Genomic DNA, 15,044 nt, shown 5'->3' with positions numbered 1-15,044 from the left:
GTTGTAGATATTGATGCTGACGACCAGCGCAATCACCCCCAGCAGGCAAAGGCCGGACAACAGCACGAATTTCAAGCGGATGGAGAGGGTGTCGAACATAGGTTCACTCGCGAATGGACGTGTTGGATGGCACGCAGTGCAGGCCAAGTCCATTCAGCGCTCTGTCTGAAACATCGGCGTCACAAATCAATTCATGAGAAACAGTCGATGAGCGGTAGGAAAAAGCCTACACGCAGCGCTATATGGGCTGTGCGAGCCGCTCCGGGCGTGACCAGATCCACAGGTTGCCCAGGCTCATACCGGCAATTGCCAGGTAGATCGGCCAGCCGTGATCGAGCATCACCAGCATGAGAAAGGCGCACAGCAGCATGCTCACGGTGGCGCTGACCTTGGCCCGGCGCGCGATGATTTTGCCGTTGCGCCAATTGAACAGGATCGGCCCGAACAGCCGATGGTTTTCCAGCCAGGCGCTGAGGCGCGGCGAGCTTTTGGTGGCGGCCCAGGCGGCGAGGAGGATGAATTCGGTGGTGGGCAACCCCGGCACGACAATCGCCACCAACCCGATGCCCAGGCTGACGTAGGCCAGCAGGCCGAAGAGGATCCGGGCGATTTTCGAGGTGGATTGGGTTTTGCCGGTCATGTGCAGGGATATCACAGAAAATCAATATGAAATGAGATCTGAGTGTGGGAGCGAGCAAGCCCGCTCCCACATGTTCATCGCATTCCAACCAAGGGTCAGGCCAGTTCAGGGGCCGTAGCGTACGCCTGTTCCAGCAATACGGTGAAGCGCACGAACGCGTCGATGGCGCCTTTTTCCACTGCGGCTTCTTCTTCGGGGCTGAATTCCAGCGCATCCAGGGTGCGGGTGAAGCTTTTCCAGCCCTCGGCACGACCACCGGCCGGCTCACCCAGGTGACGGGCACCGAAGGTTTCGCTCAGGCCCAGGCCCACGGCACGCTTGATCAGGAATGCGGCGCCCAGCTTGGAGCCTTCGGACACGAACAGCCAGCCCAGGGCTTCGGCCTTGCTTGGGTTCTTCACGGCACCGGCGACCGGCGCAGGCACTTCAGTGTCCAGATCGCCCAGGTCCAGCCTGGCGGCTTCAGCGCGGCAGCGCTCGGCCAGGTCCGGCACGATCTTGATCAGTTCAGCATCGTTGTAAAGCGCTACCAGTTCCGACTGGAACAGGTACTGCGCCACCACGAAACGGGCGAAATTGGCCTGGGTTTCAAACGGGGCGTGGGCCTTGACCAGGGCGTCGAGCTTGGTGTGTGGCTCGTTGGTAATCTGGTTCAGGCGCTGGGAGCGCAGGCTTGCACGTTCTGCGGTAGGGGAAGCGGTCATGAAAAAGTCCTTGAGAAGGGAAGCGCCTTGGTGCCCGAAAGAGAGCTGTTATCAACTAGACGAACAAGAAGACGCGGCACAGTAAAAAATCCTCACCTCGTCGATGAAATTCGACGAGGTGAGTGGGCGTCGTCAAATGTCCCAGATCACGTTGATCGCAAAGTTGCGACCGGGTTGGGTCAGGCGGTCAAGGTTGGCCGGGGAGGTCACACCGGCTTCCCCGACGCCGTCGTAGCTGCGCACGTCATCCCAGTTCCAGTACTTCTTGTCGGTGAGGTTGTAGAGGCCGCCATTGACGGTCACGTCGTTGGTGATCTTGTAGAAGGCGGTCAGGTCGAGGACGCCGAAGCCTGGGGTCTTGAAGGGGGCAGTGGTGCTGCCATCAGGCGCGTGGAACGTGGTGCTGTCGACGCGATTCTGCTTCTTCACCAGGGTCCAGCTCAGCAGGCCACCGTAGTGGTCCTGGTCGTAGCCCAGGCCGAATACGCCCTTGAGCGGGTTGACGCTGTTGAGCGGTTCGCCATTGTCGTCGTTGCGGCCGTAGGTGTAGCCAACCAAACCCTGGGTGTACAGGCCTTGCGGGGCGCCGAACGCGTCGAGGTTCAGGCGCCCCCTGGCTTCGATCCCCTTGATGGTGGCGTGCTTGATGTTGTTGGCTTCGAATTGCTGTGCGGTACCGCCGGCGACGGAGGCGTCCTCGTCGATGAAGTCGCGGTATTTGTTGTAGAACACGGCGATATCAAACGAACCAGACTCGAAGTGGCCGCGAATCCCGGTCTCCACGCCTTTGCTGCTTTCCGGCTTGAGATCCGGGTTGGGCTCGACGGTGTAGCCCTGCTGCAGGTTTTCAAAGCGGCCGTACAAGGCTTTGGCGGAAGGCGTGCGGAAGCCTTCAGCGTATTGGCCAAACCAAGTGTATTGGTCGGTCAGCGCATAGGTCAGGCCGAATTTTGGCGTGACGCGGTGCCAGGTCTTTTCCTTGTCGCTGTGGGCGTAGATCCGTGTCGGATCAACGGTGTTGAGGAACTCTTCAGTCAACTTGGGCTTGAGTTGGGTGTAGTCGTAGCGAACGGCGGGCAGGAAGGTCCATTTGTCCCAGGTGATCTGGTCCTGCGCGAACAGCGAGTAAGTGTTGATGGTCGGGTCCGGGAAATCGCTGGCCTTCTTCACGCTGTCGCTGGCCGTCGGGCTGGGTGCGCCGATGGCCGTGCAACCGCCGCCGACAGCCAGGCAAGTGGCGGAGCCTTCGCGCGAGCCGGTGACTTTCTGCTGCTTGAGGGTGGTGCCATAAGTGACTTGGTGGTCGGTGTCACCGATGCTGAAGGCCTTATCCAACTGGGCATCGAAGACCCATTGTTTTTCTTCGTAAAGGGTTTCGCGCGTGCGCAAGACACGCCGCGACGGCTGGTAGATTTCGGCGGTGGACTGGTCGGTCTTGGCGATCTGGTAATTGAGGCTGGTCTTGATCTGATCGGCAATTGGCGAGTCCAGGGCGAAGCGGTTTTCGATACCAAAACGCTCGCGGGTGATGGTGTCGTTGCCCGACCGCGCACGGTAGAAGTTGAAGCCGCGCCCGCCGGTGAACGGACCACCCACGGCATTCTTAAGATTGACGTCGCGATCGTCCTTGTACTTCTCGTAGGTCAGGCCCAAGCGATTGTCATCGCCATAGTTCCAGCCCAGCTTGGCCAGCACGTTGGTCGTGCGCGCATCCTCGGGGTTGGCACCGGTGCGCGCCAGGCCCGTGGCGTTGTTGCCATCGTAGGATTCCATTTCATGGCCGTTGCGCTGGCTCAGGTGCAGCAAGCCGTCGAGGTCCTGCACGCGCCCAGCGACGGTGCCGGAGGTCAGCCAGCTGTCGTCGGCGGAGCTGTATCCGGTTTTCAGGCGGGCACCGAAGTCCTGGCCGGGCTTGATGATGTCCTCGGGGTCGAGGGTGAAGTAGCTGACGGCGCCGCCGATGGCGCTGCTGCCGTACAGGGCCGAAGCCGGGCCGCGCAGGATCTCCACGCGCTTGACGATTTCCGGGTCGACGTAGTTGCGACGGGTCTTGGCGTAGGGGCCGTTGAAGAAGTTGTCCGGCACTTCCACGCCATCGACCTGGGTGAGGATGCGGTCGCCGTCGATGCCGCGAATGTTGTAGCCCGAATTGCTCGAGCGGCCACCGGCACCGCCGACCGAGACGTTGGGTTCATAGCGCACCAGTTCACGGATGGTATTCACGTTCTGGCGGTCCAGTTCCTCGCGCTCCTGCACGGTCACGGTGCTCGGTACGCTGCTGATGTTCTGCTCGTTGCGGGTGGCGCTGATAGTCACCTGCTGCAGGTTGAGGGTGCCGCCCGACGCGCGTCTTTCCAGCACGATGTTGTTATTGCCCAGTTTGCGGTAGCTCAGGTTGGTCCCCACCAACAGCCGGTCCAGGGCCTTTTCCGGCGACAGCGGCCCGCGTGCGCCAGGGGACGACACACCCTGGCCGAGTTCCGCCGGCAGGCCGACCTGCCAGCCGGTCACGGCGGTAAAGGCGTTCAGCGCAGAGACCAGCGGTTGCTGTTCGATGCTGAAGTTGTAGTTGCCGTGGCTGCGTGCGGCAGGTTCGGCGGCGGTGGCCGTCATCACGGGCGCACCCGCCAGCAGGATGGCTGCAGTCAGCAAGGACAGGACGGGCGAAGAGGACCGGCGGTTGAAACAAGAGGACATCGAGAGCGCTCCGGGGTACGAATCTTATAGTTGCGAACCGAGACAAATAGGAATCAGTTGCATTGGCTAAGACGAGACGTACCACCGTCGGCTATCGAGTAAAAATAATTCTCATTTAGTTCAAGATCACCAGCGCCGGGTATTCCGACAGCTTGGCCGAGGTGATGTGAGCCAGTGAACGCACGACGTCCAAGGGCTGGTCGAGGCGGTAATTGCCGGTGACCGCGACGCTGGCGAGTTGGTCGTTGGTGTTGACGATCCAGCCCGGGTAATAGCGGCGCAATTCGGCGAGCACCTCGCTCATCGGGCAGTTTTCGAAGATCAGCCGACCCTGCACCCAGGCCAAATCTTTGTTGGCGTCCAGTTTGGCGGGTTGGCCGAAACCCTTGGGCCCGATGCGGATACTCTCACCGGCCGTCAGGCGCACGCGGGCATCGTCGAAGGTATTGCTCAGGTCCACATCGCCGCGCTGCACTTGCACCTGTGCTTCGCCATTGAGGTAGCGCACGGCGAAGGCAGTATCGCGCACGCTGGCGCGGACGGGGCCGGCATCGATCTCCAGGGGCGCGCCATGGCTGGGCACGATGTCGAAGAACGCCTCGCCCTGGTACAGGCGTGCGATGCGCTGGTGGTCCTTGATGCTGCTGGAAAACGCCGAGTTGGTGTTGAGCAACACCTTGGAGCCGTCGTCCAATTGCAGGCGCTGGCGTTCACCGACCACGGTGAGGTGATCGGCTTGCAGGCGTACTGGCAGGTTGCTGAAGCTGAACAGGCCGATCAACAACACGGCGGCGGTGGCCAGTGGTTTCCAATGCGGTTTGATCCGGTGCCAGGCGCTGGGTTTGCGCGGCGCGGCCAGTGCGACGGCGGCGCTGTGTACGGGCGCGCCGCCCCAGGCGGCCTGGGCCTTGCCGAAGGCGTGGACGTGGGCGGGGTCGCTGGCCAACCAGGCTTCGAATTCGGCTTGCTGTCCGGGCTGCGGGCACTGCAAGACGATCAGCCAGTCGAGGGCTTGGTCCATAGCCGTGTCTTGCAACACCTCATGAGCGAGCTCATGGGGGCGCAGTTTATTCGGGTCCGTCACGGTGTTCCTCGGGTCTTCGCCACGTTCTATTCAACTTTCCTACAGCTTGGGTCGACGTTTCTGCCGGGTGAAGCTTAAGGCCGATCCAGCCGTTCGGCCACACCTACACAGATGGCCATGATCAATTTCAGTTCCTTTTGCACGGTACTCAAGGACACAGACAGCTGATCGGCGATCTCCTGGTAACTGCAACCGTGCAGGCGGCTGAGAATGAAAATCTGCTGTTGGCGGGCGCTCAACTGGCCGAGGCTGACACTCAGGGCCTCAAGCATTTGCTCGGCCTGGGTGGCGTCTTCGGGTGTGCTGATGGGGGCGGCAACGCTTTGCAGGACGTCCAGTGGAACATCTTCCTGCAACGTGCGGGCCTGGATGCGACGCGCGCGCAGATGATCCAGCGCGAGGTTGCGCGCGGTTTGATAGACGAACGGTTCAAGGTGATCGATCGGCCGCTCACTGAGGGCCCGGGTGACGCGCAGGTAGGTTTCCTGCAACAGGTCCTCGGCGGTGCTGTGGTTGTTCACCATCCGCTGCAAGGTGCGAAGCAAAATCACCCGTTGGGTGAGAAAGACGTGGTTGAAGCGAGATTGGCTCACAGTGATACCAGACCGATTTGCAGTTAATGATAATGCTTATCATCAACTCAAATGGCAAGTGGCACTTTGAGCTGTTTTGCACAGGACAAATGTGGGAGCGGGCTTGCTCGCGAATGCATCACCTCGGTATTCAGATGAACCGAGGCGTCTGTATTCGCGAGCAAGCCCGCTCCCACACAAGCCCACTCCCATTGGATTACTCGGCGTTGCACAGCGCCAGGCAGTTATCCAGCATACGGTTGGAGAAACCCCACTCGTTGTCATACCAGGCCAGCACTTTCAGCAGTTTGCCACTGGCCTTGGTGTGATTGGCATCGAAGATCGACGACAGCGGGTTGTGGTTGAAGTCACTGGAAACCAGCGGCAGGGTGTTGTAGCCGAGGATCTTCGAGTGCTGGCTGGCTTCCTTGAGCAGTGCGTTGACTTCGTCCGCCGTGGCGTCTTTCTTCAGTTGCACGGTGAGGTCCACCAGCGACACGTTGATCACCGGCACCCGCACGGCCATGCCGGTCAGCTTGCCTGCCAGTTCCGGCAGTACCAGGCCTACCGCTTCGGCGGCGCCGGTCTTGCTCGGGATCATGTTCTGGGTCGCCGAGCGCGCGCGGTACGGGTCGGTGTGGTAGACGTCGGTCAGGTTCTGGTCGTTGGTGTAGGCGTGGATCGTGGTCATCAAGCCGCTTTCGATACCCAGCTCGCGGTGCAGCACTTGGGCCACGGGCGCCAGGCAGTTGGTGGTGCACGAGGCGTTGGAGATGATCTGGTGGGATTGACGCAAAATGTCATGGTTGACGCCGTAGACCACGGTGGCGTCCGCGCCCTTGGCCGGTGCCGAGATAATCACCTTGCGCGCGCCAGCGGTAATATGGGCGGCAGCCTTGTCACGATCGGTGAACAGGCCGGTGCATTCGAACACCACGTCGATTTTGTGCGCGGCCCAGGGCAGGTCGGCCGGGTTACGAATGGCACTGACGGCAATCCGGTCACCATTGACGGTCAGGCTTTCCTGATCGTGGGCGACCTCTGCTTCGAAAGTGCCATGTACGGTGTCGTATTTGAGCAGGTGGGCATTGATCGAACTGTCGCCCAGATCATTGATGGCGACGATCTGCAAATCCTGGCGGTAGCCTTGGGTATACAGTGCGCGCAGGACATTACGGCCGATACGGCCAAAACCATTGATTGCGATACGAAGAGTCATTGGAAAGTGCCTGTCGTCGATTTGTTGTAAGAATTACAAGATTATTCGCATAAAAATAGAAAACAAGCCTTTTTAGTGGCAATATTTTGTTCAATCTACAACGAGTGACCTGAATCAACTGGTCCGATGATCCAAACGACTCCCTGCCATCCCATGCGCTGCGGGCGTTTGATCAGCATAGACACTCAGGTCGCCACATCCGTTAGCCTGGAGTTCTAAACATGCATCCCCGCGTTCTTGAGGTCACCGAACGGCTTATCGCCCGCAGCCGCGCCACCCGCGAGGCTTACCTTGCGCTCATTCGCGGCGCAGCCAGCGACGGTCCGATGCGCGGCAAGCTGCAATGCGCCAACTTTGCCCACGGCGTGGCCGGTTGCGGCACCGAAGACAAAAACAGCCTGCGCATGATGAATGCCGCCAACGTGGCAATTGTTTCTTCATATAACGACATGCTCTCGGCGCATCAGCCGTACGAACACTTCCCGGAACAGATCAAGAAAGCCCTGCGCGAAGTCGGCTCGGTCGGCCAGTTCGCCGGCGGCACCCCGGCGATGTGCGACGGTGTGACCCAGGGCGAACCCGGCATGGAGTTGAGCCTGCTCAGCCGTGAAGTGATTGCCATGTCCACGGCGGTAGCGCTGTCCCACAACATGTTCGACGCCGCGCTGATGCTGGGCATCTGCGACAAGATCGTTCCGGGCCTGATGATGGGCGCGCTGCGCTACGGCCACCTGCCGATGATCTTTGTACCGGGTGGCCCTATGCCGTCGGGTATCTCCAACAAGCAGAAGGCCGACGTACGCCAGCGCTACGCCGAAGGCAAGGCCACCCGCGAGGAGCTGCTGGAATCGGAGATGAAGTCCTACCACAGCCCCGGCACCTGCACCTTCTACGGCACCGCCAATACCAACCAGTTGCTGATGGAAGTGATGGGCCTGCACCTGCCAGGCGCCTCGTTCGTCAACCCGTACACGCCGCTGCGCGATGCGCTGACCCGCGAGGCCGCGCACCAGGTCACGCGCCTGACCAAGGCTAACGGCAACTTCACGCCGATCGGCGAGATCGTCGACGAAAAATCCATCGTCAATTCCATCGTCGCGCTCAACGCCACCGGCGGTTCCACCAACCACACGCTGCACATGCCGGCTATCGCCATGTCGGCAGGGATCATCCTGACCTGGCAGGACATGGCCGACCTTTCCGAGGTCGTGCCGACCCTGTCCCACGTGTATCCGAACGGCAAGGCCGACATCAACCACTTCCAGGCGGCGGGCGGCATGTCGTTCCTGATCCGCGAGCTGCTCGAGGCCGGCCTGCTCCACGAAGACGTCAACACCGTGGCGGGCAAGGGCCTGAGCCGTTACACCCAGGAACCGTTCCTGGTCGACGGCGAGCTGATCTGGCGCGAAGGTCCCATCGAAAGCCTCGACGAAACCATCCTGCGCCCCGTGGCCCGAGCGTTCTCGCCGGAGGGCGGCTTGCGCGTGATGGAGGGCAACCTCGGGCGTGGCGTGATGAAAGTGTCTGCAGTAGCCCTGGAACACCAGATTGTCGAAGCCCCCGCCGTGGTGTTCCAGGACCAGCAGGACCTGGCCGATGCGTTCAAGGCCGGCCAGTTGGAAAAAGACTTCGTCGCGGTGATGCGCTTCCAGGGCCCGCGCTCCAACGGCATGCCGGAGCTGCACAAAATGACGCCGTTCCTCGGCGTGTTGCAGGACCGCGGCTTCAAGGTCGCCCTGGTAACAGACGGGCGCATGTCCGGCGCGTCGGGTAAGATCCCCGCCGCGATCCACGTCAACCCCGAAGCCCAGAGCGGCGGGCCACTGGCGCGGGTGCGCGATGGCGATATCATTCGCGTGGATGGCGTGAAGGGCACCCTGGAGCTTAAGGTGGACGCCGGAGAATTTGCAGCGCGCGCGCCTGCCACGGGCCTGTTGGGCAATAACGTGGGGGCCGGTCGCGAGCTGTTTGCATTTATGCGCTTGGCCGCAAGCTCCGCAGAGCAGGGCGCCAGCGCCTTTACCTCTGCCTTGGAGACGCTTAAGTGAAGCTAGCGCTGGTCGGTGATATCGGGGGTACCAACGCCCGTTTTGCGTTGTGGCGAGATCAAGAGCTGCATTCGATCCGGGTGCATGCCACGGCGGATTACCCAAGCCCTGAGGACGCGATCAAGGTTTACCTCGACGAGGAAGGCCTGCAAATCGGCGACATCGGTGCGGTGTGCCTGTCAGTGGCCGGGCCGGTGAGCGGTGATGAGTTCAAATTCACCAACAACCACTGGCGCCTGAGCAAGACGGCCTTCTGTAAAACCCTGCAAGTGGACGAACTGCTGCTGGTCAATGACTTCTCGGCCATGGCCCTGGGCATGACCCGCCTCAAGCCCGACGAATTCCGCGTGGTCTGCGAAGGTACGCCGGAGCCATTGCGTCCTGCCGTGGTGATAGGTCCGGGCACCGGCCTGGGTGTCGGTACCTTGTTGGACCTTGGCGCTGGCCGCTTTGCGGCGTTGCCGGGGGAGGGCGGGCATGTCGACCTGCCCCTGAGCAGCCCGCGGGAAACCCAGCTGTGGCAGCACATCTATACCGAGATTGGCCATGTCAGCGCCGAAACCGCCTTGAGCGGTGGCGGGTTACCGCGCCTGTACCGGGCGATCTGCGCCGTTGACGGCCACACGCCAGTACTGGAAACGCCCGAGGCCATCACGGCCGCAGGCCTGGCCGGTGACCCGGTGGCCATGGAAGTACTGGACCAGTTCAGCATCTGGCTGGGCCGGGTCGCCGGCAACAATGTGCTGACCACCGGTGGACGCGGTGGCGTGTACATCGTGGGCGGCGTGATACCGAGGTTTGCCGACTTCTTTATCAACAGTGGCTTTGCCAGGAGCTTTAGCGACAAAGGTTGCATGAGCGACTACTTGCGGGGCATCCCGGTGTGGTTGGTGACCGCACCGTATTCCGGCTTGACCGGGGCTGGAGTCGCCCTGGAGCAGGCTTTTGCGTAGGCAGTGAGGCTTCCCTCGCAGGCTCGCCAGCGCCCTCGTTCGACCGCATGCATCCAGTTGGAATGGGGTGGATGTGGGAGCGGGCTTGCTCGCGAAGAGGGCCTCAAGGACAACAAATGACGTAAGCTTGGCCCTAACAACAAGGAGGACCCCGTGAGCGTAATCAGTAAATCCATTCTCCTCGTCGACGACGACCAGGAAATCCGCGAATTGCTGCAAACCTACCTCAGTCGCGCCGGTTTCCAGGTGCGTGGCGTGCCGGATGGCGCGGGGTTCCGCCAGGCGATGAACGAGGCGCCGTGCGACCTGGTCATCCTCGATGTGATGTTGCCGGACGAGGACGGCTTCAGCCTTTGCCGCTGGATCCGCCAGCACCCGCGCCAGGCGCAGGTGCCGATCATCATGCTCACCGCCAGTTCCGACGAGGCCGACCGCGTGATCGGCCTGGAATTGGGCGCCGATGACTACATCGGCAAGCCCTTCAGCCCTCGCGAGTTGCAGGCGCGCATCAAGGCCCTGTTACGCCGCTGCCAGTTTGGCCAGGAGCGTAGTACGGGGGGAGACGTGCTGGTATTCGATGAATGGCGCCTGGACATGATCAGCCATCGCCTGTTCCATGTGGACGGCGAAGAAGTGATCCTCTCCGGTGCCGACTTTGCCCTGCTCAAATTGTTTCTCGACCACCCACAGCAGATCCTTGACCGCGACACCATCGGCAACGCCACCCGTGGCCGTGACCTGATGCCGCTGGACCGTATCGTCGATATGGCTGTCAGCCGCCTGCGCCAACGCCTGCGTGACACCGAAAAGCCGCCGAGGCTGATCCGCACGGTGCGCGGCAGTGGTTATCAACTGGCAGCCAGCGTGGTTGCCGGCAATGCCCACTGAACATGTGACCGAGCACCGTCGCCGCCTCCCGGTGCCGCGCTCGTTGCTGGGGCGCATGCTGATGCTGACCCTGCTGGCCGTGTTGTTTGCCCAGGCGCTGTCCAGCGTGATCTGGGTATCGCAGCTGCGCGCCACCCAGCTCGAAGGCCTGGTCACCAGCGCCCGCAGCCTGGCGCATTCGATGACCGCCAGCGTGAGTTATTTCCGTTCGTTGCCGGTAGCGTATCGGCCATTGGTGCTCGACCAATTACGCAGCATGGGCGGCACTCGCTTTGTCGTGACCCTCAATGATCGTCCATTGGACATGGCCATCCTGCCGCAGACGCCGCGTAAGCAGGCGGTGCTTGAAGCGGTGGATGAGGTGTTGAAGCAGACCCTTGGCGCCGATGTGCATATCTCGGTGGAGTTCGTCAGCGCGGAAGACCTGCGCATCTTCAATGCCGGCTTGAAACTCGATGAACTACCGCGCTCCTGGGCGCACTACGCGTTGACCCTGGAACCGGTGAACCCACCGGTGCTGGTCACCCAGATCCAGCTCGCGCCTGGCGAATGGCTGTACATTGCCTCGCTGTTGCCCGAGCCCTACACCAGCCTCGAAGAACAAGGCCTGCCGTCCCAGCAGGTGTGGTTCATCGTGCTGACCAGCGGTTTCCTGCTGCTGTTCATCGGTTTGCTGGTGCACTGGCAGAGCCGGCCGCTCAAGCGCCTGGCGCGGGCGGCACGGGACATGTCGCTGGGCGCCGACGTAGAGCCAGTGGCCGAAGGCGGTGGCAGTGAAGTGGTGGAAGTGGGCCGCGCGTTCAATGCCATGCGTGAGCGCATCAGCCGCTACCTCACGGAACGCAGCCAATTGTTCAGCGCGATCTCCCACGACTTGCGCACGCCGATCACCCGGCTGCGCCTGCGCGTGGAGTTGCTTGAAGATGAAAACCTGCAGACCAAGTTCGGCCGTGACCTGGATGAACTGGAGTTGTTGGTGAAGGGCGCGCTGCAATGCGTGAAGGACACGGATATCCACGAAAACATCGAGCAGGTGGACCTGAACCACGTGCTCGACTGCCTGGTGGAGCCGTACCTGGCGCCCAACGGCAATGGCCGCGTCACCCAGCATGGACGGGCTCTGACGACTTACCCAGGCAAGCCACTGGCGCTCAAGCGTTGCATCGGCAACCTGATCGACAACGCGTTGAAGTATGGTCAGAACGCCCACCTGTACATTGAGGACGATGGCGCGGAGTTCGTCCTGCACGTGGATGACGAGGGCCCCGGCGTGCCGGAACAGCGTCTTGAACAGGTGTTTGAACCGCACTTCCGCCTGGCTGGCCAGCAACAGGGCTACGGCTTGGGCCTGGGGATTGCGCGCAACATTGCGCACAGCCATGGCGGTGAAGTGAGTTTGCAGAATTTGCGCGAGGGTGGCTTGCGGGTGACCTTGCAGCTACCCCGCGGATTAGACTGAATTCACGCTCACCCACTGTGTGAGCAGGCAAGCCAGCTCACACAGGTTGCTCTCCAACAGGTCAGATGGTTTGGCGTAACCGGGCCAGGTCTCTCAGGGGCGGCGCGCCAAACAACCGGCTGTACTCCCGACTGAACTGCGACGGGCTTTCATACCCCACGCGATACCCTGCGGCCGAGGCTTCCAGCCCTTCGGCAATCATCAATCGCCTGGCCTCCTGCAAGCGCAGTTGCTTCTGGTATTGCAGCGGGCTCATGGCGGTGATCGCCTTGAAGCGGTGGTGCAAGGTCGAGACGCTCAGGTTGACTTCCCGGGCCAGGTCATCGATGCGCAGCGGTTGTTCATAGTTGCCGTTCAGCCACTTGATCGCCTGGCTGACCCGATGGCTCTGGCTGTTGGCCACGGCGATTTCATACAGGCGATAACCCTGAGGCCCCCGCAACAGGCGATAGAGAATCTCGCGGTTGATCAGTGGCGCGAGCATGGCGATGTCTTTGGGCGTGTCGAGCAGGCGCGCCAGGCGCAACACAGCGTCGAGCAATTGGTTGTCGATACGGTCGACGTACATGCCACGGGAGGTCGGGCGCGATGGCACGCCCATCGGTCCTGCCTCTGCGATCAGGGCCGTCAACTGCGCCGGGTCGATATTGATGCGCACCGACAGGTTCGGGTCCTCTGGCGTGGCCTCGATGATCCGGCCGGCTACCGGCATTGCGACCGAGAACACTAGGTAATTGAGTGGGTCGTAGGCAAAGATCTCGTCGGCCAGGCGCACTTCCTTGCTGCCGCTGGCAAGAATGCACAGCGCCGGTTCCACCAGGACCGGCATGAAATCACGCGGTGTGTTGTGACGGTTCAGAAACAACGTGGTGATGGCCGTACCGTAGGAACCATCCTCCCAGGTATGCCGGTGCACGATGCTGGCCAGTTCGGCGCGCTGTTTTTCCATCTCGGCATCGAGGGGGATGGAGGTATGTTCGGGCGACGACATGGCGTGTCCTCTACTGGCTACTTCGATGGGGTCCAGCTTAACGGCGGCTTTCCAAACAGTGTTACGTCGATTCTGCACAATCCTTGCCTGATCCTGCGACACATCGTGAATCAGGCAAGCGCGATAGCTGTCATCTCCCTGAAACAAGGGCTTCGTGCATGGAATACACCGGCAGGTCGAACGTCCTGCTTACGCTTCTCGCAGGATTGTGCAATAAGCCGGCAGGAATCGACTAACCGCGTCCACACCCGCGCCGTTATCTTTGATCCTGTGGCAGCACACCCCCACAGTGCTTGCCGAGCATCACTTCTCAACGGGAGAGTCGAACATGTCCACCCCCATTCCCGCGAGCCATATGGCCTTTATCCGCGCCCGCACCGGGTGCAGCACCGAACTCGGTGCACGCTTGAGCAGTTTGATCGAACCTGGCCGTCAGGCTCAGGGTTGCCTGCAATTCTCGTTGCAGCATTCCCAGGTCGACCCCGATGTCTGGTTGATCTCCGGCTTCTGGAGTAGCGAGCAGGCGATGAGCGCCTACTTCAATTCTCCGGCACTGATGATCTTCACTGAGTTGTTGAACGACATGGTCGTGCGCAGCATGGACTTCCAGACCTTCACCGACGCATCCGCCGCACATGCCTACGGCGAGTACCTGCAACTCGCCGGCTGATCAGGTTTAGAATGGCCGACTTTTCCATTGGCCAGGACCTGCAACATGGCACGTAAACAATTCGCCTACCACGAAGCCGTATCCGCCGTTGTACCGGGTGAAGGGGGCTACAGCGCCGCCGTCGCCGTCAAGGCACTCGATGGCATGGGCGCACCGCAGTTTCACAAGATCCTTGATGGACAGAAGTTCAAGACCGCCTCCGATGCCGATGATGCAGCGACTGTGCAGCTTGAGTGCTTGGTCGATGTGGATGAAGACGGCCAACTGACCTGGGCAACTGCCGACAGCTGAAGAACGCAGCCGATTCAAATGTGGGAGCGGGCTGGCGCGCGAATGCGGCGGGTCAGTCGAGAGTGCTGTGACGGATCCACCGCTTTCGCGAGCAAGCCTGCTCCTACAGTTTTATTGCATTTCAGTCAGCGCGGTGTTGCGCCTGGCCGGTACATCTTGAACAGCGCTTGCGGCCCCAACTGGAAGTAATCCGCCGGGCCACCACCCCGCAAGATCGGCTCGGCGGCGGCGGTGTCGTAGACCCCGTCCTTGAGCAGCCACTTGGCAATGTGCACCGCGACCACCTCGCCCAGCACCAGCCAGCTCGGCACCAACGCCTGGTCGGCACGTTGCAACTGGATGATTTGCGTCACCTTGCACTCGAACGACACCGGGCTCTCGCCCACCCGTGGTACGCCAACGATCTTGGACGCCACCGGCGTCAGGCCGGACAACTCGAATTCGTTCACCTCTGGCGCTACGGCGGCGCAACTCTGGTTCATCTGTTCGGCCAGCGGGCGGGTCGCCAGGTTCCACACAAACTCGCCGGTCTGTTCGATGTTGTTCAGGCTGTCTTTGCGCCCGACACTGGAAAACCCAATGATCGGCGGAATGTAATTGAACGCATTGAAAAAACTGTAGGGCGCCAGGTTCAGGCGACCTTCACGGTCGTGTGACGAAATCCAGCCGATCGGCCGTGGACCAACGATGGCATTGAACGGGTCGTGGGGCAGGCCGTGGCCGTTGGCGGGTTCGTAGAAATGGATATCGTCGGACATGGCCTGTTCTGCTCTCGGTTTCGGAGCAGACATCATAACCAATGTGGAAGCGGGCTTGCCCGCGAATACG

14 protein-coding genes are annotated in these 15,044 nt (G+C 61.3%); 6 read left to right on the top strand and 8 right to left on the bottom strand.

Translation table 11 applies throughout. The features are described from left to right. Positions 1-238: 238 nt before the first annotated feature. The 6 genes from CQ002_RS13450 to gap all read right to left on the bottom strand — a co-directional run bounded on the left by CQ002_RS13450 (position 239) and on the right by gap (position 6,916). The gene (locus CQ002_RS13450; protein WP_034109190.1) at positions 239-640 is read right to left on the bottom strand and encodes a YbaN family protein; all 402 of its coding nucleotides are present in this window, start codon (positions 638-640) and stop codon (positions 239-241) included. A 95-nt stretch (positions 641-735) separates the two neighbouring features. Further along, positions 736-1,344 carry a biliverdin-producing heme oxygenase gene (locus tag CQ002_RS13445; RefSeq protein WP_069078246.1) on the bottom strand — a complete coding sequence of 203 codons (609 nt, stop codon included), beginning with the start codon at positions 1,342-1,344 and terminating at the stop codon, positions 736-738. A gap of 132 nt (positions 1,345-1,476) precedes the next feature. Next, positions 1,477-4,041 carry a TonB-dependent receptor gene (locus tag CQ002_RS13440; RefSeq protein WP_105162792.1) on the bottom strand — a complete coding sequence of 855 codons (2,565 nt, stop codon included), beginning with the start codon at positions 4,039-4,041 and terminating at the stop codon, positions 1,477-1,479. Positions 4,042-4,156: 115 nt separating this feature from the next. Then, on the bottom strand, positions 4,157-5,125 hold the full coding sequence (locus CQ002_RS13435; protein ID WP_069078248.1) for a FecR domain-containing protein: 969 nt from the start codon (positions 5,123-5,125) through the stop codon (positions 4,157-4,159). A 74-nt stretch (positions 5,126-5,199) separates the two neighbouring features. Beyond that, positions 5,200-5,718: an RNA polymerase sigma factor gene (locus CQ002_RS13430; RefSeq protein ID WP_069078249.1), complete on the bottom strand. Its 519-nt coding sequence runs from the start codon at positions 5,716-5,718 to the stop codon at positions 5,200-5,202. A 196-nt stretch (positions 5,719-5,914) separates the two neighbouring features. After that, a complete protein-coding gene (gene gap, locus CQ002_RS13425) occupies positions 5,915-6,916 on the bottom strand; it encodes a type I glyceraldehyde-3-phosphate dehydrogenase (protein WP_034109185.1) in 1,002 nt (333 codons plus the stop codon). 221 nt (positions 6,917-7,137) lie between these two features. Between gap and edd the strand changes: the two genes are divergently transcribed. The 4 genes from edd to CQ002_RS13405 all read left to right on the top strand — a co-directional run bounded on the left by edd (position 7,138) and on the right by CQ002_RS13405 (position 12,264). Continuing rightward, a complete protein-coding gene (edd, locus tag CQ002_RS13420; RefSeq protein WP_034109184.1) occupies positions 7,138-8,964 on the top strand; it encodes a phosphogluconate dehydratase in 1,827 nt (608 codons plus the stop codon). Then, positions 8,961-9,917, top strand: a complete 957-nt coding sequence (locus tag CQ002_RS13415) for a glucokinase (protein WP_069078251.1) — start codon at positions 8,961-8,963, stop codon at positions 9,915-9,917. Before edd ends, CQ002_RS13415 begins: the two co-directional genes overlap by 4 nt. A 153-nt stretch (positions 9,918-10,070) precedes the next feature. Then, complete coding sequence (locus CQ002_RS13410) at positions 10,071-10,805, top strand: response regulator (RefSeq protein WP_105162791.1); 735 nt, start codon at positions 10,071-10,073, stop codon at positions 10,803-10,805. A 31-nt stretch (positions 10,806-10,836) separates the two neighbouring features. Continuing rightward, entirely contained in the window at positions 10,837-12,264 is a 1,428-nt protein-coding gene (locus CQ002_RS13405) for an ATP-binding protein (protein ID WP_199777319.1), read from the top strand. A 61-nt stretch (positions 12,265-12,325) separates the two neighbouring features. Here the strand turns inward: CQ002_RS13405 and CQ002_RS13400 are convergent, their stop codons facing one another. Then, positions 12,326-13,255 carry an AraC family transcriptional regulator gene (locus CQ002_RS13400; RefSeq protein ID WP_034109180.1) on the bottom strand — a complete coding sequence of 310 codons (930 nt, stop codon included), beginning with the start codon at positions 13,253-13,255 and terminating at the stop codon, positions 12,326-12,328. 328 nt (positions 13,256-13,583) lie between these two features. Here CQ002_RS13400 and CQ002_RS13395 point away from each other — a divergent pair, with 328 nt between their 5' ends. Next, positions 13,584-13,925, top strand: a complete 342-nt coding sequence (locus CQ002_RS13395; RefSeq protein ID WP_010208042.1) for an antibiotic biosynthesis monooxygenase family protein — start codon at positions 13,584-13,586, stop codon at positions 13,923-13,925. 45 nt (positions 13,926-13,970) lie between these two features. Then, positions 13,971-14,216 carry a hypothetical protein gene (locus CQ002_RS13390; protein WP_034109179.1) on the top strand — a complete coding sequence of 82 codons (246 nt, stop codon included), beginning with the start codon at positions 13,971-13,973 and terminating at the stop codon, positions 14,214-14,216. 125 nt (positions 14,217-14,341) lie between these two features. Here the strand turns inward: CQ002_RS13390 and CQ002_RS13385 are convergent, their stop codons facing one another. Next, positions 14,342-14,974: a flavin reductase family protein gene (locus CQ002_RS13385; protein ID WP_034109178.1), complete on the bottom strand. Its 633-nt coding sequence runs from the start codon at positions 14,972-14,974 to the stop codon at positions 14,342-14,344. Between the last annotated feature and the right edge of the window lie 70 nt (positions 14,975-15,044).

Origin of the sequence: Pseudomonas sp. MYb13 (assembly GCF_002980075.1) — a bacterium.
Classification (GTDB): Bacteria; Pseudomonadota; Gammaproteobacteria; order Pseudomonadales; family Pseudomonadaceae; genus Aquipseudomonas; species Aquipseudomonas lurida.
Note: the sequence above shows the minus strand (reverse complement) of the source record. Positions and strands in the feature narration are given on the sequence as shown.

Coding starts and splice junctions, on each gene's coding strand:
- CQ002_RS13450 (WP_034109190.1), bottom strand. CDS start 640: ATGACCGGCAAAACCCAATCCACCTCGAAAATCGCCCGGATCCTCTTC.
- CQ002_RS13445 (WP_069078246.1), bottom strand. CDS start 1,344: ATGACCGCTTCCCCTACCGCAGAACGTGCAAGCCTGCGCTCCCAGCGC.
- CQ002_RS13440 (WP_105162792.1), bottom strand. CDS start 4,041: ATGTCCTCTTGTTTCAACCGCCGGTCCTCTTCGCCCGTCCTGTCCTTG.
- gap (WP_034109185.1), bottom strand. CDS start 6,916: ATGACTCTTCGTATCGCAATCAATGGTTTTGGCCGTATCGGCCGTAAT.
- edd (WP_034109184.1), top strand. CDS start 7,138: ATGCATCCCCGCGTTCTTGAGGTCACCGAACGGCTTATCGCCCGCAGC.
- CQ002_RS13400 (WP_034109180.1), bottom strand. CDS start 13,255: ATGTCGTCGCCCGAACATACCTCCATCCCCCTCGATGCCGAGATGGAA.
- CQ002_RS13395 (WP_010208042.1), top strand. CDS start 13,584: ATGTCCACCCCCATTCCCGCGAGCCATATGGCCTTTATCCGCGCCCGC.
- CQ002_RS13390 (WP_034109179.1), top strand. CDS start 13,971: ATGGCACGTAAACAATTCGCCTACCACGAAGCCGTATCCGCCGTTGTA.
- CQ002_RS13385 (WP_034109178.1), bottom strand. CDS start 14,974: ATGTCCGACGATATCCATTTCTACGAACCCGCCAACGGCCACGGCCTG.